This is a genomic window from Arenibaculum pallidiluteum, assembly GCF_017355985.1.
Taxonomy (GTDB): domain Bacteria; phylum Pseudomonadota; class Alphaproteobacteria; order Azospirillales; family Azospirillaceae; genus Arenibaculum; species Arenibaculum pallidiluteum.
The window spans coordinates 344132-367417 of the sequence record NZ_JAFIQU010000006.1 but is presented as its reverse complement, the minus strand read 5'-3'; the positions used below and the strand labels follow the sequence as shown (position 1 = coordinate 367417).

At 70.3% G+C, this 23286-nt stretch carries 24 protein-coding genes; 13 read left to right on the top strand and 11 right to left on the bottom strand.

From position 1 onward, the window contains the following. Positions 1–726: a phosphoadenylyl-sulfate reductase gene (locus JUB13_RS15580; RefSeq protein WP_207480483.1), complete on the top strand. Its 726-nt coding sequence runs from the start codon at positions 1–3 to the stop codon at positions 724–726. Between the two features lie 9 nt (positions 727–735). Here JUB13_RS15580 and JUB13_RS15575 read toward each other — a convergent pair whose 3' ends face one another. Continuing rightward, positions 736–1491 (bottom strand): SDR family NAD(P)-dependent oxidoreductase, encoded by a 756-nt coding sequence (locus JUB13_RS15575; protein ID WP_207480481.1) that lies wholly within the window; start codon positions 1489–1491, stop codon positions 736–738. A 608-nt stretch (positions 1492–2099) separates the two neighbouring features. On the opposite strand from JUB13_RS15575, the gene JUB13_RS15570 reads away from it, so the two are divergent. The 5 genes from JUB13_RS15570 to JUB13_RS15550 all read left to right on the top strand — a co-directional run bounded on the left by JUB13_RS15570 (position 2100) and on the right by JUB13_RS15550 (position 6725). After that, on the top strand, positions 2100–3308 hold the full coding sequence (locus tag JUB13_RS15570) for an ABC transporter substrate-binding protein (protein ID WP_207480479.1): 1209 nt from the start codon (positions 2100–2102) through the stop codon (positions 3306–3308). A gap of 85 nt (positions 3309–3393) precedes the next feature. Further along, the gene (locus tag JUB13_RS15565) at positions 3394–4152 is read left to right on the top strand and encodes an ABC transporter ATP-binding protein (protein ID WP_207480477.1); all 759 of its coding nucleotides are present in this window, start codon (positions 3394–3396) and stop codon (positions 4150–4152) included. Continuing rightward, on the top strand, positions 4145–4855 hold the full coding sequence (locus tag JUB13_RS15560; protein ID WP_207480475.1) for an ABC transporter ATP-binding protein: 711 nt from the start codon (positions 4145–4147) through the stop codon (positions 4853–4855). The genes JUB13_RS15565 and JUB13_RS15560 overlap by 8 nt, the downstream gene beginning before the upstream one ends. Positions 4856–4864: 9 nt before the next feature. Further along, entirely contained in the window at positions 4865–5752 is an 888-nt protein-coding gene (locus tag JUB13_RS15555) for a branched-chain amino acid ABC transporter permease (protein WP_207480473.1), read from the top strand. Between the two features lies 1 nt (position 5753). Next, on the top strand, positions 5754–6725 hold the full coding sequence (locus JUB13_RS15550) for a branched-chain amino acid ABC transporter permease (protein WP_207480471.1): 972 nt from the start codon (positions 5754–5756) through the stop codon (positions 6723–6725). 45 nt (positions 6726–6770) lie between these two features. Here JUB13_RS15550 and JUB13_RS15545 read toward each other — a convergent pair whose 3' ends face one another. The 4 genes from JUB13_RS15545 to pspF all read right to left on the bottom strand — a co-directional run bounded on the left by JUB13_RS15545 (position 6771) and on the right by pspF (position 11545). Next, positions 6771–7472, bottom strand: a complete 702-nt coding sequence (locus JUB13_RS15545) for a class I SAM-dependent methyltransferase (RefSeq protein ID WP_207480469.1) — start codon at positions 7470–7472, stop codon at positions 6771–6773. Between the two features lie 181 nt (positions 7473–7653). Beyond that, a complete protein-coding gene (locus JUB13_RS15540; RefSeq protein WP_207480467.1) occupies positions 7654–8328 on the bottom strand; it encodes an exopolysaccharide biosynthesis protein in 675 nt (224 codons plus the stop codon). Between the two features lie 16 nt (positions 8329–8344). Continuing rightward, the gene (locus JUB13_RS15535) at positions 8345–10360 is read right to left on the bottom strand and encodes a transglycosylase domain-containing protein (protein WP_328702939.1); all 2016 of its coding nucleotides are present in this window, start codon (positions 10358–10360) and stop codon (positions 8345–8347) included. A 117-nt stretch (positions 10361–10477) separates the two neighbouring features. After that, positions 10478–11545, bottom strand: a complete 1068-nt coding sequence (gene pspF / locus JUB13_RS15530) for a phage shock protein operon transcriptional activator (protein ID WP_207480465.1) — start codon at positions 11543–11545, stop codon at positions 10478–10480. A gap of 135 nt (positions 11546–11680) precedes the next feature. Here pspF and JUB13_RS15525 point away from each other — a divergent pair, with 135 nt between their 5' ends. From JUB13_RS15525 to pspC, 4 genes are all read left to right on the top strand, one after another. After that, positions 11681–11818, top strand: coding sequence for a hypothetical protein (locus JUB13_RS15525; RefSeq protein ID WP_207480463.1), 138 nt, complete (start codon positions 11681–11683; stop codon positions 11816–11818). Positions 11819–11908: 90 nt separating this feature from the next. Continuing rightward, positions 11909–12583 carry a phage shock protein PspA gene (pspA, locus tag JUB13_RS15520; protein ID WP_207480461.1) on the top strand — a complete coding sequence of 225 codons (675 nt, stop codon included), beginning with the start codon at positions 11909–11911 and terminating at the stop codon, positions 12581–12583. A 3-nt stretch (positions 12584–12586) separates the two neighbouring features. Beyond that, the gene (pspB, locus tag JUB13_RS15515) at positions 12587–12823 is read left to right on the top strand and encodes an envelope stress response membrane protein PspB (protein ID WP_207480459.1); all 237 of its coding nucleotides are present in this window, start codon (positions 12587–12589) and stop codon (positions 12821–12823) included. After that, positions 12820–13239 carry an envelope stress response membrane protein PspC gene (gene pspC, locus JUB13_RS15510; RefSeq protein WP_207480457.1) on the top strand — a complete coding sequence of 140 codons (420 nt, stop codon included), beginning with the start codon at positions 12820–12822 and terminating at the stop codon, positions 13237–13239. The genes pspB and pspC overlap by 4 nt, the downstream gene beginning before the upstream one ends. A gap of 41 nt (positions 13240–13280) precedes the next feature. On the opposite strand, the gene JUB13_RS15505 is transcribed toward pspC, so the two are convergent. Both JUB13_RS15505 and JUB13_RS15500 read right to left on the bottom strand, forming a co-directional pair. Continuing rightward, entirely contained in the window at positions 13281–14327 is a 1047-nt protein-coding gene (locus JUB13_RS15505) for a cobalamin biosynthesis protein (protein WP_207480455.1), read from the bottom strand. Positions 14328–14349: 22 nt separating this feature from the next. After that, a complete protein-coding gene (locus JUB13_RS15500) occupies positions 14350–14910 on the bottom strand; it encodes an ankyrin repeat domain-containing protein (protein ID WP_207480453.1) in 561 nt (186 codons plus the stop codon). A 216-nt stretch (positions 14911–15126) separates the two neighbouring features. Between JUB13_RS15500 and mgrA the strand changes: the two genes are divergently transcribed. The 3 genes from mgrA to JUB13_RS15485 all read left to right on the top strand — a co-directional run bounded on the left by mgrA (position 15127) and on the right by JUB13_RS15485 (position 18614). Further along, entirely contained in the window at positions 15127–16164 is a 1038-nt protein-coding gene (gene mgrA, locus JUB13_RS15495; protein ID WP_207480451.1) for an L-glyceraldehyde 3-phosphate reductase, read from the top strand. A gap of 157 nt (positions 16165–16321) precedes the next feature. Further along, a complete protein-coding gene (locus JUB13_RS15490) occupies positions 16322–17113 on the top strand; it encodes a sulfite exporter TauE/SafE family protein (RefSeq protein WP_207480449.1) in 792 nt (263 codons plus the stop codon). A 253-nt stretch (positions 17114–17366) separates the two neighbouring features. Next, a complete protein-coding gene (locus JUB13_RS15485; protein ID WP_207480447.1) occupies positions 17367–18614 on the top strand; it encodes a polyhydroxyalkanoate depolymerase in 1248 nt (415 codons plus the stop codon). Between the two features lie 39 nt (positions 18615–18653). Here JUB13_RS15485 and JUB13_RS15480 read toward each other — a convergent pair whose 3' ends face one another. From JUB13_RS15480 to ugpA, 4 genes are all read right to left on the bottom strand, one after another. Then, the gene (locus JUB13_RS15480; RefSeq protein WP_207480445.1) at positions 18654–20057 is read right to left on the bottom strand and encodes a PAS domain-containing sensor histidine kinase; all 1404 of its coding nucleotides are present in this window, start codon (positions 20055–20057) and stop codon (positions 18654–18656) included. A gap of 330 nt (positions 20058–20387) precedes the next feature. Continuing rightward, a complete protein-coding gene (locus JUB13_RS15475; RefSeq protein ID WP_207480443.1) occupies positions 20388–21467 on the bottom strand; it encodes a sn-glycerol-3-phosphate import ATP-binding protein UgpC in 1080 nt (359 codons plus the stop codon). An 8-nt stretch (positions 21468–21475) separates the two neighbouring features. Continuing rightward, entirely contained in the window at positions 21476–22324 is an 849-nt protein-coding gene (gene ugpE / locus JUB13_RS15470) for a sn-glycerol-3-phosphate ABC transporter permease UgpE (RefSeq protein ID WP_207480440.1), read from the bottom strand. After that, positions 22321–23205, bottom strand: a complete 885-nt coding sequence (ugpA, locus tag JUB13_RS15465) for a sn-glycerol-3-phosphate ABC transporter permease UgpA (RefSeq protein WP_207480549.1) — start codon at positions 23203–23205, stop codon at positions 22321–22323. Before ugpA ends, ugpE begins: the two co-directional genes overlap by 4 nt. Between the last annotated feature and the right edge of the window lie 81 nt (positions 23206–23286).

Here is a 23286-nt window from a genome sequence, read left to right as displayed (position 1 = left end):
ATGACGGCGAGCGCGATCCTCCATACAGAGTCCGATCCGCTGCAGGATCGCCTTGCCGCCCTGCGCGTGGCCTATGGCGGGCTGGAGGGGACGGCGCTTCTCGATGGCCTGATCCGGCGCGAGTTCGCGGGCCGGATCGCGCTCGTCTCCTCCTTCGGAACGGAATCGGCGCTGCTTCTCGCCATGGTGGCGGAGGTGGATCGCTCCCTGCCCGTGGTCTTCCTGGATACCGGCAAGCTCTTCGGCGAGACCCTGCGCTATCGGGACCAGCTCGCGGCTCGGCTCGGCCTCTCGGGCATCCGGACCGTCGAGCCCGATCCCGCGGACCTGCGCGCGGCCGATCCCGAGGGGCTGACCTGGCGCAGCGATCCCGACGCCTGCTGCCGGGCGCGCAAGGTGCTGCCGCTGGCCCGGGCGCTGCGCGGCCTCGATGCCTGGATAACCGGGCGCAAGCGCTACCAGTCCTCGACCCGGCTGCGCCTGCCGGTCATCGAGCTCGCCGACGGCCGGTTCAAGGTCAACCCGCTGGCTGGTTGGGACCGCGCCCGCATACAGGCCGAGTTCGCGCGCCGCGGCCTGCCGCCCCATCCGCTGGAGTCCGAGGGCTACCTGTCCATCGGCTGCATGCCCTGCACCGACCGCGTCGCGCCCGGGGCCGATCCGCGGTCGGGCCGCTGGTCCGGCCTTGGCAAGACCGAGTGCGGGATCCATTCCCCGGGGCTGTGAGCGCGCCCCTCAGCCGGCGCCGCGGTGCACCTGGAAGCCCGCGAAGGACTGGCTGACGGGCATGATCTCCAGCGTGTTCACGTTCAGGTGCGGCGGAAGTGTCGCCACCCAGAACAGCGTCTCTGCGATGTCCTCGGCCGTCATCGGGTTGGCGCCCTGGTAGACCGTGTCGGAGGCCGCCTTGTCACCCCCGGTGCGAACCAGGGTGAATTCGGTCTCCGCCATTCCAGGCTCGATCGAGGTCACGCGGACGCCCTTGCCGTGCAGGTCCGAGCGCAGGCCCAGCGAGAACTGCCGCACGAAGGCCTTGGTACCGCCGTAGACGTTGCCGCCGGTGTAGGGATAGGTGGCGGCGATGGAGCTGATGTTGATGATGGCGCCACGGCGCTCGATCAGCGTCGGCAGCAGCCGGTAGGTGATGGTCACCAGCCCCGTCACGTTGGTGTCGATCATGGTCCGCCACTGCCCGAGATCGGCCTCGAAGGCAGGCTTTGTGCCGAGGGCGAGCCCCGCGTTGTTCACCAGCGCGTCGATGCCGCGGAACCGATCGGGCAGGGAGGCGAGCGCCGCGTCGATGGCGGCCCCGTCCCGGATGTCGAAGGCGGCGGCGTGGACCCGCTCGGGGCCGAGTTCCTCGGCCAGGCGCTCCAGCCTGTCGGCGCGGCGGCCGGTGACGATCACGTTCCACCCGGCCCCGGCGAAGCGCCGGGCGGTGGCCGCGCCGAAGCCCGCGGTGGCCCCGGTGACGAGAACGGTCTTGGTCATCTTTCCTCCATCTGGCCCCTTCGGGACATCGGGCATCTGGCCCTGACGGGGCGGGCCTGTCCAGCCCGGCGCCGCGGCGATCGTCAGCCCGGGTTCACGAGCTGCCGGATGAACGGCAGCTCCCCCGAGATCGCCGTCCTGCTCGACCTGATCTACGAGACGTAGGCGGGCCGCGACGAGAAGGTCACTTGGCTGTTCCATCCCGGCCCGGTGCCGCGGGATGCCGATACCTGGACGATGAATGGACCCGCGCGTGCGAATCGGCCCCCGGCGGCGGTTTTCGCGCCGGTAGATGCCTCCGCCGGGCTGCCGGCCCGTCGTCCGAGCTACCTCCCGATGCCGCAGCGTGCCTCCGGAAAGCCCGCGCCGAAGTGTCAGACGGCTGACGGGTTGCATATACCGATAATCAGCCGATCACGCGATTGACTTGTCTCGCGCTTGCGGCATGCTGTGCGCGCCAATCGGCCCGCGGCTCCCGCCGCGGCGGCGAAGGGGCCGGAGCGCTGCGCCGGCCGCCCCATGCGGGCGGCAGGATGCATGCGCTGGGCCGCAACGCCCCCGGGGTCAAAAAGGCCTCGGGACAAGAACCATAATCCGGAGGGGGATGCATGCGAATCGGCACTCTGGCCCTGGCCGCACTCGGCACGGCCGCCCTGGCGGCGCCGGCCGCCGCCCAGGTCTCGGACAATGTCGTCAAGATCGGAATCCTGAACGACCAGTCCGGCGTCTACGCCGATTTCGGCGGCAAGTGGTCCTACGATGCCGCGCGCATGGCGGTCGAGGATTTCGGAGGCACGGTTCTCGGCAAGCCGGTCCAGGTCGTCACGGCGGACCACCAGAACAAGCCCGACATCGCCTCGAACATCGCGCGCCAGTGGTACGACACCGAGCAGGTGGACGCCATCATGGAGTTGACGACCTCCTCGGTCGCGCTGGCGGTCCAGGGCGTGTCCAAGGAGAAGAAGAGGATCAACATCGTCACCGGGGCGGCGACGACCGATCTGACCGGGAAGCAGTGCTCCCCCTACGGCTTCCACTGGGCCTACGACACCCGCTCGCTGGCGGTCGGCACCGGTGGCGCCATGGTCGCCCAGGGTGGCGACAGCTGGTTCTTCCTGACCGCGGACTACGCCTTCGGCTACTCGCTGGAGAGCGAGACCGGCAACTACGTGAAGTCCAAAGGCGGCCGCGTCCTGGGCTCGGTGCGCCACCCGCTGTCGGCGACGGACTATTCCTCCTTCCTCCTGCAGGCGCAGTCCTCGGGCGCGAAGGTGATCGGCATGGCCAATGCCGGGCTCGACACCTCAAACGCCATCAAGCAGGCCGCGGAGTTCGGCATCGTCCAGGGCGGCCAGCGCCTGGCGGCGCTGCTCTTCACCCTGTCCGAGGTCAACGGGCTCGGCCTCCAGTCCGCCCAGGGGCTCGTGCTGACCGAGGGCTGGTACTGGGACCAGAGCGACGAGAACCGTGCCTTCGCCGCCAGGTTCGAGAAGCGCAACAACGGCCGCAAGCCGAACATGATCCATGTCGGCACCTACTCCGCGGTCAGCCAGTACCTGAAGGCCATCCAGAAGGCCGGAACCGACCAGACCGAGGCCGTTGCCAAGGCGCTGCACGAGATGCCCGTGCAGGACGTCTTCGCGAAGAACGGCAAGGTGCTGCCGAACGGCCGCATGGCCTACGACATGTATCTGTTCGAGGTGAAGAAGCCGTCCGAGAGCAAGGGCCCATGGGATCTCTACAAGCAGCTCGCCAAGGTGCCCGGCGACGAGGCCTTCGCCAAGCCGGCCGAGAGCGGCTGCCCGCTCGTCCAGTGAGGCAGGCCCGTACCGACCGCCGACCAGCAGGGAGCCCCGCCCGCGGCCGTGCCGCGGGCGGGGACGGCTTGTGAGCGCAGCGAGCATGACGACAGCGAACCCGATCCTGACCGCTACGGGGCTCACCAAGGAGTTCCGGGGCTTCGTCGCCGTGAAGAACGTGAACCTGTCCATCGCCGAGGGCTCGATCCATGCGCTGATCGGGCCGAACGGCGCGGGCAAGACGACGGTCTTCAACCTGCTGACCAAGTTCCTTGAACCGAGCTCCGGGCGGATCCACTACCGCGGCCAAGACATCACGCGCACCCGCCCGGCCGAGGTGGCGCGGCTCGGCCTGGTGCGGTCCTTCCAGATCTCGGCGGTATTCCCGCACCTGACGGTGCTCGACAACGTCCGGGTCGCGCTGCAGCGGCCCATGGGGCTGGCGACGCAGTTCTGGCGCTCGGCCCGCGTCCTCGACACGCTGGACGACCGTGCCGAGGAGCTGCTGGAGGCCGTCAACCTGAAGTCCTTCCTGCACGTGCCGGCGGCCGAGATCTCCTACGGGCGCAAGCGCGCGCTGGAGATCGCGACCACCCTGGCCCTGGATCCCGCCCTGCTGCTGCTGGACGAGCCCATGGCCGGCATGGGGCACGAGGACATCGACCGCATCGCGGCGCTGATCCGGCGCATCGCGCGCAACCGCACCGTGGTGATGGTCGAGCACAATCTGAGCGTCGTCGCCGACCTCTGCGACCGGGTCACGGTGCTCCAGCGCGGGGAGGTCCTCGCCGAGGGCAGCTATGCCGAGGTCAGCGGGGATCCCCGCGTGCGCGAAGCCTATATGGGAACCGAGCATGCCTGAAGCGCCCGCCCTCCTTACCGTGCGCGGCCTGCACGGCTGGTACGGGGAAAGCCATGTCCTGCACGGCGTGGACCTCGACGTCCGCGAGGGCGAGACGGTGACCCTGCTGGGCCGCAACGGCGCCGGGAAGACCAGCACGCTGCGTGCCATCATGGGGCTGATGCGCCGACGCCAGGGCGAGATTCGCCTGCGCGGCGAGGACCTGACCGCGATGCCGCTCTACAAGACCGCGCGCGCCGGCCTCGGCTACGTGCCCGAGGAGCGCGGCATCTTCGCGAGCCTGACCGTGGCCGAGAACCTGACGCTGCCGCCGAAGGTCGCCGAGGGCGGGATGTCGCTGGACGAGATCTACGCCCTGTTCCCGAACATCTACGAGCGCAGGACCAGCCAGGGGACGAAGCTGTCGGGCGGCGAGCAGCAGATGCTGGCGATCGCCCGGGTGCTCAGGACCGGCGCGCGCATCCTGCTGCTCGACGAACCGACCGAGGGCCTGGCCCCCGTGATCGTGCAGCGCATCGGCGAAGTCCTGCGCACGCTGAAGGCGCGCGGGCTGACGATCCTGCTGGTCGAGCAGAACTTCCGGTTCGCCCGGACCGTGGCGGACCGCTTCTACGTGATGGAGCACGGCCGTATGATCGACGGCTTCGGCGTGGCCGAACTGGACGGCCGCATGGCCATGCTGCACGAAGCGCTGGGCGTATGAGGACCTGACATGACGATGATCTTCGGGGTGGCTCTCCCGGCGCTTCTCGGACAGCTCCTGCTGGGGCTGATCAACGGCTCCTTTTACGCGATGCTCAGCCTCGGGCTGGCCGTCATCTTCGGCCTGCTCCGGGTCATCAACTTCGCCCATGGCGCGCAGTACATGCTGGGCGCCTTCGCCGCCTTCCTGCTGCTCGAGCGCACCGGGATCGGCTACTGGGCCGCGCTGCTGGTCGCGCCCCTGATCGTTGGCGTGGTGGCCGTGGTGATCGAGCGCACCATGCTGCGGCGGCTCTACGGACTGGACCCTCTCTACGGCCTGCTGCTGACCTTCGGGATCGCGCTGGTGCTCGAAGGGCTGTTCCGGGAATGGTACGGCACCTCGGGCAAGCCCTACGCCGCCCCGCCCGAGCTGGTCGGCGCGACCAACCTGGGCTTCATGGTGCTGCCGATCTATCGGGGCTGGGTGGTCGCGGCCTCGCTCGTTGTGTGCATCGCGACCTGGCTGCTGATCGAGAAGACCCGGCTCGGCACCTATCTGCGCGCGGCGACCGAGAACGCGGCACTGGTGGAATCCTTCGGCGTCAACGTGCCCATGCTGCTGACCCTGACCTACGGGCTGGGCGCGGCGCTGGCGGCGCTGGCGGGCGTGCTCGCCGCGCCCATCCAGCAGGTCAGCCCGCTGATGGGCTCCAACCTGATCATCGTCGTCTTCGCCGTGGTGGTGGTGGGCGGCATGGGATCGATCATGGGGGCGATCGTCACGGGATACACGCTCGGCATCTTCGAGGGGCTGACGAAGGTCTTCTATCCGGAGGCGTCGAACATCGTGATCTTCGTCATCATGGCCCTGGTGCTTCTGGTAAGGCCCGCGGGCCTGTTCGGGCGGGGAGCTTGACATGGCGGGCGTGACCGACACCGCGGCCGAGAGCCGCCCCCCGGGGCTCGCCCGGCTGGGCTTCTGGATGGCGCTGGTCGCGCTGGCGCTGCTGGTGGTGGCGCCCTTCGCGATCTACCCGGTCTTCCTGATGAAGATCCTGTGCTTCGCGCTGTTCGCCTGCGCCTTCAACCTGCTGGTCGGCTATGTCGGCCTGCTTTCCTTCGGGCATGCCGCCTTCTTCGGCGGGGCCGCCTACTTCACGGCCCATTCGGTGAAGGTCTGGGGCCTGACGCCGGAGATCGGGCTGCTGATCGGGGTCGCGGGGGCCGCGGGGCTGGGGCTGGTCGTCGGCTTCCTCGCGATCCGGCGCCAGGGCATCTACTTCTCGATGATCACGCTGGCGCTCTCGCAGATGTTCTTCTTCGTCTGCCTGCAGGCGCCCTTCACCCATGGCGAGGATGGAATCCAGGGCGTGCCGCGCGGCCGGCTCTTCGGCATCGTGAGCCTGGACGATCCGCTGGCCATGTACTTCACGGTGCTCGTGATCTTCGTGGCGGGTGTCCTCGCCATCTGGCGCATCGTGAACTCGCCCTTCGGCAACATCCTGAAGGCGATCCGCGAGAACGAGCCGCGGGCGATCTCGCTGGGCTACCGGGTCGACCGCTACAAGCTCGGCGCCTTCGTGATGTCGGCGGCGCTGGCGGGGCTGGCGGGAGGGACCAAGGCGCTGGTCTTCCAGCTCGCGACCCTGACCGACGTGCAGTGGCAGATGTCGGGCGAGGTGATCCTGATGACGCTCCTGGGCGGCATCGGCACCATGGCCGGCCCGGTGGTCGGCGCGGCGCTCGTGGTCACGCTGCAGAACTACCTGTCGGCGGTCGGGATCCCCGTGAACGTGCTGATCGGCGCGATCTTCATCGTCTGCGTGCTGCTCTTCCGGCGCGGCATCGTGGGCGAGGCCGTGCACCTGCTGTCCCGCCGGGCGCGTTAGCCCGGGGACATGCCCCGGCGGCCCGGGGTCAGGCCCCGGGCGGGCTCAGGCCTGGGCCACCCAGCCGCGCCAGGTGAAGGCCGCGTAGAAGAGGCTGACATCGGCGAAGCCGGCGTCGCGGAGAACGGCCGCGTCCTGCTCCGGGTCGAGCAGGGTCAGCGTGGCCCCGACCGCCTCGTGGGCCCTGGCGGCGTGATCGGGATCCGCCCCCGACGCGATGGCGAAGCCGGCATAGCGCGAGAGCCATCGCGGGCGCTCGGCCTCGCCCTGCGGGAAGCTGGAATGCGCCGCCACGAACGGCGCCCCGGGCCTCAGCCGCCGTCGGATCTCGCCTGCCGTGCGCCGCCTTTCCGCGGCATCGAGGAAATGCAGCGTCAGAAGGCATGTCGCGGCTGAGAACGGCCCTTCCGGCGCATCGTCGATGTAGCCCTGCACGAGCCGCACCCGCGCGCCGAGCGGCCCCAGGGTCCGCTCGGCAAGCCCCAGCATCTCGGCCGAGGGGTCGACGCCGACGAAGGTCCACCCGGGATGGGCCTCGGCCAGCGCCTTCAGCTCGAGCCCGCCGCCCGCGCCAAGGACGAGCACCTCCGCGTCCCGCGGCGCCCGCTCGGCCAGGAGGATCCCCGTCATGCGGTGGAGATCGTCGTAGCCGGGGACGAAGCGGCGGGTCCTTTCCGCATAGCGCGCCAGGGCCTCGGGATCGGCGAAGGCATCCAGGAGGTACTTCGGGCCCGGTCGAGGCATCATCGGGGATCTCCAAGAGCTGGAAGCCGCGGGGCACCGCCGCCGCCGCGAGGTCATGTAACTTTTCATATTGCGTGATGCTCCGGCCGTCAACGGCGCGGAACGCCGCCGGGGCGGTGGCGAGCGCGGCTGCCTCCGGGAACGGGGTTGGAGACCTTTGAAGCCGCGCTCGGGTGGGCCGCAGCTAGATGGCCAGGCCGAACTCGCGCAGCACGGCCAGGGCCGCCGCCCAGGCGACGCCGACGACGCTGGCGACGACCGCCAGGCTCGCGATGCCCACCGCGCCGCCGATGCCCACAAGGACCCCGTCCTTCTCGATGATGCCCAAGGACATCAGGCAGACGGCGAAGGCCGGCAGCCAGTTGCCCAGCGGGATCGGCAGGCAGAGGACGAGCGAGATCAGCAGGATGTAGAGGCCGATCATGCGCTCGGCCGGTCCCTCGGCCAGGAAGCAGAGGCGCGGGCGCAGCATGCGCTCGAGCTGCTCCAGGCGGTGGCGCGTGCGGCGCGAAAGCGTCTCGACGGTCGAGCGCGGCAGGGTGACCGCCGCCAGCCGCTTCGGCAGCCAGGGCTTGGACCGCCCGAGCATGAGCTGGACCGAGAACAGGATCATGGGGATGCCGAGCACGGTCGACAGGCCGGGCAGCGGCACCGGGATCAGGTTCGGCAGGGCAAAGACCAGCAGCAGGGCGCCGAAGGCGCGGTCGCCCAGCACCTCGACCAGCCGGCCCAGCGTGACCTCGTGATGGGAGTGCCTGTCCAGCAGATGGTCCAGAAGCTCGGACGCGCGGGGCGGGACATCCACCCCGTCATGCTCGTCCACTCGCTCCTCGGGCCGCTCCTTGGGCGGCTTCCGCACGGGATGGGCTGCCATCTCAGCGATAGGGCATGATCTGGTTGGGGTCCTCGCGCGGGGCCGGGGCGGGCCGCGCCGCCGGCGCGCGGGCGCTGCCGCCGCCGATCAGGCGTTCGATGAAGCTCTGGAAACCGTCGACCACCGGGGCCACGCGCTCCTGCACCTGGACGACCATGGGGGCGGAGTCGAGCCCAGGCAGCGGCCTGGGCGGGCGCCCCTGGTGGGCGTCGGTCATCACCTCGCGCCACAGCCGCGCCGGCAGGCCGCCGCCCGTGACGCGCCGCATCGGCGCGTTGTCGTCGTTGCCCAGCCACACACCGGCGACCATGTCGCCGGTGAAGCCGACGAACCAGGCGTCGCGATGGTCCTGGCTGGTGCCGGTCTTTCCGGCGGCCATGCGGTCGAGGCGCGCGGCCTTTCCCGTCCCGTACTCCAGCACCGCCATCATCATCCGCGTCACCTCGCCGACCGCCCCGGGATCGGCGGCGACCGTCGCCGGCCCCGCCGTCCGTCGGTACAGCACCCGGCCCGCGCCGTCGCGGATCTCGGTCAGGGCGAAGGGCGGGGCCGCGCGGCCGCCATTGGCGAAGGCCGCATAGGCGCCGCTGAGCTCCAGCAGGCTCACCTCGCTGGTGCCCAGCGCCAAGCTCAGGTCGCGGCCGAGCGGATGCTCGATCCCCATGCGGCGGGCGGTATCGCGCATGCGGTCCACGCCCACCTGGTCGATCAGCCGCACGGCGGCGGTGTTGACGGAATGGGCCAGCGCGTCGCGCAGCGTCATGGTGCCGTTGTAGCCGGGCTCGAAGTTCTCCGGGCGCCAGGTGCCGATGCGTACGGGCGAGGCGTCGACCATGGTGTCCGCGGTCATGCCGGCCTCGACGGCCGCCAGGAACAGGAACGGCTTGAAGGAGGAGCCGGGCTGGCGCAGGGCGACAGTGGCACGGTTGAACTGGCTCTCGTCGTAGTCGCCGCCGCCCACCATGGCGCGCACGGCGCCGTCCAGCCCCAGCACGACGACGGCCGCCTGGCTGGCCTTGGCCTGGGCCGCGGGGCCCGAAAGCATGGCCGTCAGGCGCCGCTCGGCCGCGCGCTGGACGCCGGGGTCCAGGGTCGTCTGCACCTGCACGTCCCCATGTTCGGGGCCAAGGATCCCGCGCACCTGCTCGGCCACGTGGTCGGCGAAATAGCGCCAGCCGTCGCCGCCGGGCTTGCGCCGCGGGGTCGGCGGCGCGTTGCGGATGGCCTCGACCTCGGCCTCGGAGACGTAGCCGGCGTCCAGCATGGCCGCGAGGACAACCCCGGCGCGCTCGCGCGCGAGATGGGGGTTCGCCGCGGGCGAGAAGCGGGACGGCGCCTTCAGGAGCCCGGCGATGATCGCGGCTTCCTGCAGGTTCACCTCGGTCGCGGACTTCCCGAAATAGGTCTGGGCGGCCGCTTCGACCCCGTAGGTGCCGGAGCCGAGATAGACCCGGTTCAAATAGGCCCCCAGGATCTCGTCCTTGCTGTAGGTGGCCTCCAGCCACACCGCCAGCATCGCCTCCTGCACCTTGCGCTTCAGCGTCCGGTCGGGCGACAGGAACAGGTTCTTGGCGAGCTGCTGGGTGATCGTCGAGCCGCCCTGGAGCACTTGGCCCGCCCGCCAGTTGGTCCAGGCCGCGCGGGCGAGTCCGATGGGGTCGATGCCGAAGTGATAGTAGAAGCGGCGGTCCTCGGTCGCGATCACCGCCTCGATCAGGTGGGGCGGCAGCTCGCCGACCTGCACGAGCTTGCCGTGCATGTCGCCATAGCGCGCGAACTGCGTGCCGTCCGCCGCCAGCATGGCGATGGACGGGCGCCGCTCGGCCTGGGTGACCTGGCGCACGTCGGGGAGGTCCCAGGCGAAGAAGATCAGCAGGAACAGCGCGGCGACCGCCCCCCAGATCGCCGTCAGGGCGGCGCCGCGCGCGGCCAGCCTGCCCCAGCGCGAATGGCCGGCCTTGCGCTTCGGGGCCGGCCGGGCGGTCGGGGCGGGTCGGTTGGGCTTGCGGCTGGTCACGGTGGGCCGGGGCGGTGGCGGGGACGGTCGAGATATGGCTTCAACGCCCCCCGGAGGGAACAGGGTTCAAGACTTTCTCACCAAAATGGCACCAAGATGGCGCCGCTCGAAGTTCGATCAGGCTCCGCGGCCGGGCAGCAGCCCGTGCCGGCGCAGATGGTGCCGGAAGCGGTGATAGCCGAGGCGCAGCGCCTCGGCCGCGCGTTTCTGATTGAACCGGTGCGTCTCCAGCGCCTCGGCGAGCAGCCGCCGCTCGAAGGCGTTCACGCGCTCCTCGAACCCGCCGCGGGGCGCTTCGTCCTCGGCATCCGGCGCGGGGGGCTGCCCCGCTGATGGTGCAACAGGCGGCGCAGTGGGCGGTGGAGCGGGCCCGACTTCCAAGGGCGACCAGGGCGACTGGAAGGGGTCGAGCACGACCGCGGCGATGGGACGGTCGGGGCGCTCGGCCCTGGCGACCGCGCGTTCGACGGCGTTGCGGAGCTCGCGCACGTTGCCGGGCCAGCGATGGCCGGTCAGGGTCTCCAGCGCGCCGCGTGTGAATCCCGGAAACAGGGACCAGCCGAGCTCGCGCGCCATGCCGATGCCGAACTGCTCGGCCAGGATGGGGATGTCCTCCTGCCGTGCGCGCAGGGGCGGCAACGAGACCACGTCGAAGGCCAGGCGGTCCAGCAGGTCGGCGCGGAAGGCGCCCGTTGCTGCCAGGGTGCGCAGGTCGGCATTGGTCGCGCCGACCACGCGCACGTCGACGCTCAGGGTCCGGTTGCCTCCGACCCGCTCGAACTCCCCGTATTCCAGCACGCGCAGCAGCTTCTCCTGGACCCGGGGCGAGGCGGTGGCGATCTCGTCCAGGAACAGCGTGCCGCCGTCCGCGAGCTCGAACCGACCGGCATGGCGTCTCTGCGCGCCGGTGAAGGCGCCCGCCTCGTGCCCGAACAGCTCGGAATCGAGAAGGCTGTCGGTGAGCGCCGCGCAGTTCACCTTCACGAAGGCGCGGTCCCAGCGCCGCGACAGGTAGTGCAGGCGCGCCGCGATCAGCTCCTTGCCGGTGCCGCGCTCGCCGACCACCAGCACGGGGCGGTCGAGCGGCGCCAGCCGCGAGACCTGCTCAAGCACCGCGGTGAAGGCCGGGGCGACGCCCACCGGGGTTGGCAGGTCGGCAGGCTCCGTGATCGCATGTTCCGCCATAAAATCGCAAAATCCGCCAAGAGATATCGATCCAGATAATATCCTCGGCGGCGGGGATCAAGGTTTCCGCCATTCGCGGGCTGGCACGCCCCTTGCGAAAGCAGGGGCAGCACTCCGTTTCCGCTGCGAGGCCCCATGTACGACTTCACGAACCGCCCCCGCCCGTCCACCCGGTCGACGCTGCGCCGGGTCGAAGACTACCTGCGGTCCCGCTCGACCGAGCATTGGGCGTTCTTCGCGGCGGGCTTCGTGGCCGCCGCGCTGCTGACCTGACCCCCCCGGCAGCCTTCCGACAAACCCGAGGCCATGGGTCCGGACCGGTGCGGTCTGGCCCTCCTTCCGATCCCGACGAGGACACCCGCCATGGGCATCTTTTCGCGCCTGACTGACATCATCAATTCGAACATCAACGCGCTGCTGGACCGCGCCGAGGATCCCGAGAAGCTGATCCGCCTGATCATCCAGGAGATGGAGGACACGCTGGTCGAGGTCCGCTCGAGCACCGTGCGCACCATCGCCGAGAAGAAGGAGATCGAGCGCCGGCTGGCCGAGACCGCGCGCGAGCGCGACGAGTGGCAGCGCAAGGCCGAGCTGGCGCTGTCCCGCGACCGCGACGACCTCGCCAAGGGCGCGCTGGTGGCCAAGGCGCGTCTTCAGGAGCAGTTCGAGGCGCTGACCCGCCAGCACGCCGTGATCGAGGAGGCGCTGGCCAAGAGCGGCGAGGACATTGCCCGCTTGCAGGCCAAGCTGGCGGACGCCAAGAGCCGCGAGAAGGCGCTGGTCGCCCGGCACAAGGCGGCCACCGACCGGCTGAAGATCCGCGCCAAGCTGCACGACGAGCGCATCACCGACGCCTTCGCCCGGTTCGAGCAGGTCGAGCGGGCGCTGGACGAGATCGAAGGGCGCGTCGAGTCCTACGACATCGGTCGGCGCAAGTCCCTCGGCGAGGAGTTCGCCGATCTCGAGGTCGAGGGCAAGGTCGAGCAGGAGCTGGCCGAGCTGAAGCAGCGCCTGCACAACCAGCGCAGCGCGGGCTGAGCCATGGTCTCGGGCCCCTTCGCCTTCGTCCTGGCGATCCTCTTCCTGACGGTGGTCGCGCCCGTCTGGATCATCTTCCACTATGTCACGAAGTGGCGGGCGGCCCGGGGCCTGTCCGCCCAGGACGAACGCACCCTCGCCGAGCTCTGGGAGATCGCCCGGAGGATGGAGACGCGCATCCAGACCCTCGAGAAGGTCCTAGATGCCGAAGCCCCTAACTGGAGGAGCCGCCTGCCATGACCGGCGCGCAGAACCCCTTTGCCTCGCCCAACCCGCACCGGCTCTGGCGCGACCCCGCGCAGGGCCGGATCTTCGGGGTCTGCGCGGGCCTTGCGGACTATTTCGGCATCAGCGCCTTCCCGCTGCGCGTCGTCGTCGTCCTGGCGGCGCTGTTCGGCTTCTTCCTTCCGGTCGTCGCGGCCTATCTACTGCTGGCGGTCGTGCTGAAGCCGCGGCCGCCCGAGGCCTACCGCTCCGAGGAGGAGGAGGCCTTCTGGCGGTCGGTCTCGATCCGGCCCGACCGTTCCGTGGCGGGGCTCGGCCAGAAGTTCCACGACCTCGAACGGCGGCTCGCCGACATGGAGACCTGCGTCACCTCGCGGGAGTTCCAGCTCGCCCGCGACATCGGCGAGCTGGAGCGCCGGCCACCCCGCTGATCTCCACGGGTGGCTTCCCCGACTCGCTTTCCCGCGCCGGGTCAGATTCCCCAGGCCAGCTCCTGCGGCCATCCCCGGAGGCCTGCGCGGGCCGCCAGCGCCGCCCCGCCCAGCAGCGCAGCGGTGACGAGGCCGGCGACGACAAAGAGCAGCAAGGCGCGTCGCAGGTCCCCGGGCTCCGCCCTTGCTCGGCCGTCGCCGATCCAGGGCGCCCGCACCACGACCTCGCCTTCGCGCCGCGGGCCGGCAAGCGCCAGCCCCAGCGCGCCGGCGAAGGCCGCGACCGGCCAGGCGGAGCCCGCCGCGAGGCTGGGCTTCGCGCCGTCGCGCCAGGCCGTGCGGAGCGCCGCCCGCGGCGAGGCGGTGGCGACGAAGGGCGAGGCCAGGACGGCCGTCAGCGCCGTCAGCCGCGCCGGAACGTAGTCCATCAGCCGCATCAGGCCGGCGGCGCCCGCGCCAAAACCCCGATGCCGGTCGGTGCGCAGGCCGAAGCTGGCCTCCATCACCTCGGCGGTGCGCCAGAGGACAAGGCCCGGCAGGCCGCCCAGCAAGTACCAGAGGGCAGGGGCGACAAGGCGCCGGTGCAGGACCACCGGCAGCGCCTCGACCGCGGTGCGGACCATCGCATGGTCGTCGAGATCACCCGGTGCGCCGGGGGCGAGCACCCGCACGGCGTCGTGGGCGCGGTCGCGGTCGCGGATCGCCAGCGCCGCGCCGACGGCCCGCACGCGCAGCCATGGGGCGCGCAGCGCGACCGCACCGGCCAGCATCCACAGCTCGATCACCCGCATTTGCGGGACGCGGGCGGCGAGGGTGGCGAGCACCCATCCGGCCACCAGCGCCAGGAGCACCATCACCCCGGCGGCGAGATAGCCCCTGGCACGGCGGGTCGCCTCGGATCGCTGCAGCCGGTCGAGGCGGCGGTCGATCTCGCGGGCGAGCGCGTGCAGCGGGCGCCACGGCAGGACGCGCACCCGGTCCGCCGGTGCCCAGCCACCCAGCCCGGCATCGACGGCCAGCGCCACGAGCAGCAGCAGCAGCGGCTCGGGCCCCTGGAGCACCGGGACCAGCATGGGGGCGGGGATCACGGCGGCTTCCCGCGCCACCGCGTCAGCGCGAAGCGGCCTTCTGCAGGGCTGCGACGACCTGGGGGTTGCGCCCGTCGCGCGCCCAGCCCAGCGCATCCCTCCCGGAGAAGTCCGAGCGGTCCGTCCGCGCCCCCCGGGCCAGCAGCAGCCGGACGACGTCCAGATGACCGCTGCGCGCCGCCGCCATCAGCGGCGTCAGCCCCTGGCGGTTCTCCTTCTCGATCGGGGCGCCCGCATCCAGCAGCCGCTCCACCACCGTGACGTCGCCCTGCTCGGCAGAGCTCAGCAGGGCCGTGTTTCCGAGCTTGTCGGCCAAGTGAACATTGGCGCCGCGCTGCAGCAGGAATTCTGCCATCTCGAGATTGCCGTTGATCGCGGCGTACATCAGCGGGGTCTTGCCCTTGCCGTCCGACGTGTTCACGCTTGCGCCGTGATGCAGGACCAGCTGCTGGACCGCGTTGAAGTCGTCGGCGCTCGACGCCTTCGATATCTCCGGGGGCTGGAAGAGCGTCGTCTGTGCCAGGGCAGGGGGCGCCGCCAGCACGGCGGCGGCCAGGATCAGGGCCGTCGTCTTCGCTTTCATGGTGTCCTCCGCGCGCGCGGCCGGCCGATAGGCGCCACGCCGATCGCGGCCGACCTTACCCCATGGCGGTGTCGGGGCGCGACAGCGAATGGGCGGGATCGCGCTGCCGGATCTTGTCGGCCTCCACCGAAATTCCAAATGGTCCCAGGCCCGGCAGCGACCTAATCTCCAGCCCCCGCCCGGCTTGGATCAGTCAGAACAGAGGGACCGACCACCATGAGCTATTCCCCCGACTCCGCCCGCTACCAGGCCATGCCATACCGGCGCTGCGGGCGCAGCGGCCTCGACCTGCCGGCGATCTCGCTGGGGCTGTGGCAGAACTTCGGCGGCGCCGACGTCTTCGAGACCGGCCGCGCCGTCCTGCGCCGCGCCTTCGACCGCGGCGTCACCCATTTCGACCTCGCCAACAACTACGGCCCGCCGCCGGGCTCGGCCGAGGAGAATTTCGGCCGGATCCTGGCGACGGACTTCCGCACCCACCGCGACGAGCTGGTGGTCTCGACCAAGGCCGGATACGACATGTGGCCAGGCCCCTACGGCAGCTGGGGCTCGCGCAAGTACCTCGTCGCGAGCCTGGACCAGAGCCTGCGGCGCATGGGGCTCGACTACGTCGACATCTTCTATTCCCACCGCGTCGATCCCCGCACCCCGCTCGAGGAGACCATGGGGGCGCTTGACCAGGTGGTACGCCAGGGCAAGGCGCTCTATGTCGGCATCTCGTCCTACTCGCCCGCGATGACCCGGCGCGCCTCGGCCATCCTGCGCGAGCTGGGAACGCCCTGCCTGATCCACCAGCCGTCCTACTCCATGCTGAACCGCTGGATCGAAGGCGGGCTGCTGGACACGCTCGAGGAGCTCGGCATCGGCTGCATCGCCTTCTCGCCGCTGGCCCAGGGCATGCTGACGGCCAAGTATATCGGCGACCAGCGCCCGACCGACGCCCGCGCGGCCAAGGGCGGATCGCTGAAGGCGCAGTTCCTGAACCCGGAGACGCTGGAGCGCGTGCGCGCCCTCGACGCGATCGCGAAGCGGCGCGGGCAGACCCTGGCGCAGATGGCCATCGCCTGGGTGCTGCGCAAACCCGCGGTCACCTCGGCGCTGATCGGCGCCCGGACGGTCGAGCAGCTCGACAACTCGCTGGACGCGCTGGCACGGCTCGACTTCAGCCCGGAGGAGCTCGCGGAGATCGATCGTCATGCCGTCGACAGCGGCGTCAACCTCTGGCAGACCTCCTCGACGGCCGAGGCGGGCTGATGGCGGCAGCCTGATGGCGGCGGGGTGATGCCGGGGCGGGCGGCGAAGGCTGCCGCCCGCCCCTTTCCCCCGTCCCGGCCATTCCGGCCGTTGATTCAGGTCAAGCCCGCGGCAGGGGCGCCGGTATAGCATCGCGCCATCCTCCGGAGACTCCCCCGTGGACCCGAACGGCGCCCTCGCCCTGCTCGAACTCGGCCTTGCACATTGCGGCGCCTTCATCGGACGCGACGGCGGCATCCTGCTGAGTCTGCTGACGGCCGGGCTCGTAGGCGGCACGACCCATTGCGCTGGCATGTGCGGCCCCTTTGTCCTGTCCCAGGTCGCAGCGCGACTCGAATCGGTGCCGGCTTCGCGCATGGGGGAGTGGACGCGCCTGGTCGGTGCCGCGGCGCTGCCCTACCATCTCGGTCGCGCCACCACCTACGCGGCGTTGGGCGCTGTGGCCTCCGGTGCCGCGGGAACCCTTTCGGACCTTCCCGGGCTGCGCTGGATCTCGGTCCTGCTATTGGGCTTCGCGGCGCTGAGCTTCCTGGCCGGCGCCCTCGGCCGGGCCGCCCCGATCCTGGGGCATGGCCGGTTCGGCCAGGGCAAACTCAGGCATGACGCTCTCCAGCGCTGGGGGGCGGCAGTCGCGCGCCTCGCGCGGCCTCTCTTCGGCAATCCCGTCGGATGGCGCGGCTACCGCCTGGGCCTCGCGCTCGGGTTCATCCCCTGCGGGCTGCTCTACGGCGCCCTGGCCGTCGCTGCGGCGAGCGCAAGCCCGCTTACCGGCGCGGTTGGCATGGTCGCCTTCGCGCTCGGCACCCTGCCAAGCCTTCTTGCGGTGGGACTGGCCGGGCACGGCGCGGCGCGGCTCTTCCGGGGCGTCGTGATGCGCGCGGCGCCGCTGGTGATGATGGCGAACGCGTTGGTTCTCGGCTGGATGGCGTACCGATTCGCAGCCGGGTGAATCGACTTCAACGCACAAGCGTCGCGATCGTTGCGCACTGTCAAAAAAATTTCTCGTTGCGAGGGCCCCGAATCTCACTGAATTCCGTTGCGGATTCAGGGGGTTGCCTGCTGCATGGCGAAATTTTGTTGGTTGGCCTAGCGGTTTACCAATCGGAAACCTTCGCTATATCAGGCTGTTGTGGTCTGTGCTGTTCTGTCGCAGGCGTGCTGCGACGCAGCACGGATCAATTGACGGCGCGTGAGGGTCAGCCTTGCTCTATCAGCTCTACGATCTCCAGCATGCCGCCCTGTATCCCATGCGGCTGCTGGCCGAGGCGACCCAGGCCACCTTCCAGAACCCCTTCCTTCCGGCCTCCTACACCCGGCTGGGCCGCAGCATCGCGGCCGGCGCCGAGCTGATCGAGCGCACGACGCGCCGCTTCGGCAAGCCTGCCTGGGGCCTTGCCAAGACCCGCACGCCCAGCGGCGAGGCGTCGGTCGCCGAGGTGAAGGTCCTGCGCAAGCCCTTCTGCGACCTCGTCCATTTCAAGCGCTCAGTGCCGCGGCAGGATCCCAAGGTCCTGCTGGTCGCGCCCATGTCCGGCCACTACGCCACGCTGCTGCGCGGCACGGTCGACGCCCTGCTGCCCGAGCACGAGGTCTATGTCACGGACTGGATTGACGCGCGCCAGGTCCCGCTCTCCCAGGGCCGCTTCGATCTCGACGAGTACGTCGCCTACGTGATGGAATTCATCCGGCACCTCGGTCCGGACGTGCATGTGATCGCGGTCTGCCAGCCCGCCGTTCCGGTGCTGGCCGCCGTCTCCCTGATGTCCCAGGCCGACGATCCCATGCAGCCGCTGAGCATGGTGCTGATGGGCGGACCCATCGACACCGCGGCGGCGCCCACGGTGGTCACCCAGCTCGCGGAGACGCGGCCGCTCTCCTGGTTCGAGCGGAACGTCGTGACCTCGCTGCCGGTCTACTATCCCGGCGGCCTGCGCCGGGTCTATCCCGGCTTCGTGCAGCTCACCGGCTTCATGTCCATGAACCTCGACAGGCATGTCGGCGAGCACCTGAAGCTGTTCGAGCATCTCGTGCGCGGCGACGGCGAGAGCGCGGAGCAGCACCGCCGCTTCTACGACGAGTATCTCTCCGTCATGGACCTGCCGGCGGAGTTCTACCTGCAGACGGTCTCGACCGTGTTCCAGGAGCGCGCGCTGGCGCGCGGCCGGTTCACCTGGCGCGGCCAGGCCGTCGATCCCGGCGCCATCACCCGCACCGCGTTGATGACGGTCGAGGGCGAGCTCGACGACATCTCGGCCCCGGGCCAGACCCGCGCCGCGCATCGCCTGTGCTCCGGCCTGCGGCCCGAGCAGCGGCAGGACTACTGCCAGAAGGGCGTTGGCCACTACGGCATCTTCAACGGGCGTCGGTTCCGCGAGATGATCCTGCCGCGGATCCGCAACTTCATCCGCAACACCGAGCAGGGCGCATCGCCGGCCGTCGCGGCCGAGTGAGCCGGCCTGCCGCCGCAGGCCGGGCGCGCCGGGCGGCGCTCAGGCCCTGCGGGCCTCGGAGACGCCGTCCGCCTGGACCAGCGCCGGAGGGAAGCTCAGCGTGACGGTGGTGCCGGCACCCACGGTGCTGGCGATCCTCAGCGCCCCGCCATGGGCCTCGATCAGCGCCTTGACGATGGACAGGCCCAGCCCGACTCCGCCGTAGCTCCGGGTCAGGACGCTCTCCACCTGCTGGAAGGGCTGCAGCACCCGCTGGATGTCCTGCGGGGCGATTCCGATCCCGGTGTCCGAAACCGACAGCTCCACCCCGGAGCCGGTCTCGCGCACGGCCAGCGCCACGCTGCCGCCGGGCGGCGTGAACTTCACCGCGTTCGCCAGAAGGTTCAGGATCATCTGGCGGACTGCCCGCCGGTCGGCATGGAGGCGCGGGCACGGCGTCGGAAGGTCGAGGGTCAGGCGCACGCCGTGCTCCTCGGCGCGTCGCGCGATCCAGGCCCGGCATTCCAGCAGCACGCCTTCCAGCGGCATCGGCTCCGGGCGGAGCTGGGTCTGTCCGGCCTCGATCCGCGAGACATCCAGCACGTCCTCGATCAGCGCCAGCAGGTGCCGCCCGCTGTCGTGGATGTGGGCGGCGTAGGCCGCGTACTGGGGGGCGCCCAGCGGGCCGAAGATCTCGCCGCGCATGACCTCCGAGAAGCCGATGATGGCGTTCAGGGGCGTTCGCAGCTCGTGGCTCATATTCGCCATGAAGGCCGTCTTGGCGCGGTTCGCCGTCTGAGCCGCGTCGCGGGCCTCCAGCAGGTCCGCCTCGGCCTGCTTGCGCGCCGTGATGTCGGCGTGGGTCCCGACGGCGCGCACCGGGCGGCCGGCGTCGTCGCGCGCCACCACCTTGCCGCGCGACAGCACCCAGATCCACGAGCCGTCGCGGGCGCGCAGGCGCTGCTCGCATTCATAGAACTCGGTCTGCCCGGCCAGGTGCTCGTTGCGGGCACGCATGGCGCGGTCCCGGTCGTCGGGGTGGATCAGGCGTTCCCAGGTGCTCAGATGCGCAGGCAGCTCGCCCACGGCGTAGCCGAGCATGGAATGCCAGCGGTCGCTGAACCAGATGGCGCCCGTGGGGATGTCCCAGTCCCACAGCCCGTCATTGGTGCCGGCCAGCGCATGGGCCAGCCGCTCGGTGGCGTCGCGGGTCGCGGCCTCGGCTGCCAGCGCCGCCGCGGTGCTGGCGCGCAGCGCGTCCTCGGCCGACCGGCGGCGGCGGTCCTCACGGGCCAGGACGATCATCAGCAGCGCCGCCGTGACCGCCACGAACCCCCAGCCCTTGAACGTCTGAAGGTCCATCACCTCGTCCGGGAAGAGCGCTGCGACCGCCCTGTCCGAGACGGCGATCCACAGGGCGGAAACCGCGACATAGACGGTGGGGACGAGGAGCGCGAAACGCATCGCTTCTTCTATTGCCCGGACACGTTCCCTGCCGATCCCGCCAGCCATACGGACGTGTACCAAACCGTTTTACAATCTTTCGATTAGCTGCGCCAGCAGGGATGGCGGCGGGCGCCGGTGGCGCCGCGTGGCCGCGGGATTCCAGGGATGCGCAGGCGCAGAATCGGTGCCACCCGCCGGGTCCGCGCAGGCCGTCGGGCGCCTGCGCGGACCCGACTCGGGGGCGCATCCTGCGCTCCGGACCGTCCCTTGGCGCGTGACAGCATTCGGGCAAAGCGGTGACGGCCGCGGGCCTCGCCCGCGCTGCCGGTCCTAGGGAAGGGGGCCGCCTCAGAGGCGGCGGCCGTTCTCCATGTCGAAGAGATGGATCTCGCCGGGTGTGATCCCGAAATGCAGCGTGTCGCCGGCGGACACCTGGGCGCTGCCGGGCAGGCGGGCGAGCATGGTGCCCTCGCCCGAAGGGATCCTGCAGTGGACCACGGTGTCGGCGCCCAGCGCCTCCACCAGCTCGACGCGGACGGGGATGTCGCCGACCCGGTCGCCGGCGCCCAGCACCAGATGCTCGGGCCGGATGCCGAGCGCCACGCGACGGCCGGGCTCGATGCGGATGGCGTCGGGCACCGGGGCGCCGTGTCCGGGCGCGATCTCGACCGTCCGGCCGTCGGCCGTGACGCGGGCCGGCAGCACGTTCATGGCCGGCGAGCCGATGAAGCCGGCGACGAACAGGCTCGCCGGCCGGTGATAGACCTCCATGGGCGTGCCGATCTGCTCGGCCCGGCCGCCATTCATCACCATGATCCGGTCGGCCAGCGTCATGGCCTCGACCTGGTCGTGGGTGACGTAGAGGCTGGTGATGCCCAGGCGGTCCTGCAGCCGCTTGATCTCGATGCGCATCTGGGTGCGCAGCTTGGCGTCCAGGTTCGAGAGCGGCTCGTCGAACAGGAAGACCGCGGGCTCGCGCACGATGGCGCGGCCCATGGCGACGCGCTGGCGCTGCCCGCCCGAGAGCTGGCGGGGCTTGCGCTCGAGCAGGGCCGCGAGTTCCAGGATCTCCGCCGCACGGCGCACGCGCTGCTCGATCTCGGCCTTGGACATGCCGCGGATCTTCAGCCCGTAAGCCATGTTCTCGTACACGCTCATATGCGGGTAGAGCGCGTAGTTCTGGAACACCATGGCGATGTCCCGGTCCTTGGGCTCCAGGCCGTTGACGACCCGGCCGCCGATCGCGACCTCGCCGCCGGTGATGCCCTCAAGCCCTGCCACCATGCGCAGCAGGGTGGACTTGCCGCAGCCCGACGGGCCCAGCATCACAAGAAACTCGCCGTCCCCGACGGAGCAATCGACGCCCTTGATGGCTTCGACGCCACCCGGGTAGGTCTTGCGGACGTTGCGGATCTCGACTTCAGCCATGGGGGCGCTCACTTCTCGCTCTCGACGAGCCCTTTGACGAACCAGCGCTGCATCAGCACGACCACCAGCACCGGCGGCAGCATGGCCAGGATCGTGGTCGCCATGACGACGTGCCACTGGGTCTCGGCGTCGCTGAAGACGATCATGCGGCGCAGGCCGATGATGATGGTGTTCATCTCGTTGCTGTTTGTGACCAGCAGCGGCCAGAGGTACTGGGTCCAGCCGTAGGTGAACAGGATCACGAACAGCGCCGCGATGTTGGTGCGGGACAGCGGCAGCAGGATGTCCCTCAGGAAGCGCCAGGGGCCGGCGCCGTCGACCCGGGCGGCCTCGATCAGCTCGTCCGGGATCGTCATGAAGAACTGGCGGAACAGGAAGGTGGCCGTGGCCGAGGCCATCAGCGGCACCGTCAGCCCGGCATAGGTGTCGATCAGGTTCAGATCCACCATGACCTTGTAGGTCGGCATGATGCGCACCTCGACGGGCAGCATCAGCGTGATGAAGATCATCCAGAAGAACACCATCCGCATCGGGAAGCGGAAGAAGACGATCGCGTAGGCCGAAAGGATCGACATCACGATCTTGCCGATGGCGATCGCGAGGGCCACGAAGAACGAGTTGAACAGCATGCGCCCGGCGGTGACGCCGCCGATCTGCCCGACGCCGGAAAACAGCGCCTCGCCGTAGTTCTTCACGAAGTGCGACCCCGGAACCAGCGACATGGGCGGGGCCAGGATCTCGGGGATCGTCCGGGTCGAGGCCACGAACACCCAGTAGATCGGGAAGGCCACCAGCACGATGCCGATGACCAGGGTGAAATGGGCCATGAGGGTGCCCAGGGGCCGCCGCTCGATCATCCGTAGTGGACCTTGCTCTCGACGTAGCGGAACTGGACCACCGTCAGGCAGATCACGATCGCCATCAGGATCACCGACTGTGCAGAGGAGCCGCCGAGGTCCAGGTTCACGTAGCCGTCGTTGAAGACCTTGTAGACCAGCGTCTCCGTCGCCTTCGCGGGGCCGCCGCCGGTCACCGCATGGATGATCCCGAAGGTGTCGAAGAAGGCGTACACGGTGTTCACGACCAGCAGGTAGAAGCTGATCGGCGAGAGCAGCGGGAAGACGATGGTCCAGAAGCGGCGCGCGGGGCCCGCCCCGTCGATCGCCGCGGCCTCGATCAGCGAGCGCGGGATTGCCTGCAGCCCGGCGACGAAGAAGATGAAGTTGTAGCTGATCTGCTTCCAGGCCGCCGCGAAGATCACCAGCGCCATGGCCTGGTCGCCCGCGAGGACGGGGTCCCAGGGGACGCCCGCGCGGCGCAGCAGATAGGCCAGCGTGCCCATGGACGGGTTGAACAGGAACAGCCACAGCATGCCGGCGATGGCCGGCGCCACCGCATAGGGCCAGATCAGCATGGTGCGGTAGAAGCCGCGGCCACGGACCACGCGGTCGGCCATCACGGCCAGCAGCAGCGCCGCCGCCATGGCCAGCACCGCGACGCCCAGGCTGAAGATGGCCGTGACCTCCAGCGAGTTCACGTAATTCGGGTCTTCCAGCACGAGGACGAAGTTCTCGAGCCCCACGAACTCGCTGGACAGGCCGAAGGCGTCCTCGCGGTAGAGCGACTGCTCCAGCGCCTGGTAGGCCGGCCAGAAGAAGAAGACCAGCGTGATCGCGATCTGCGGCGCGAGCAGCAGGTACGGCAGGAGCTTGTTCGGAAAGTGGACGCGCTGGCGCATGGATTCCTGGGTCTGGTTCCGGCGCAAGAAGACCCTCCCCGCACATGGCGGGGAGGGTCCGTCCCTGCGCCGCTGTCGGCG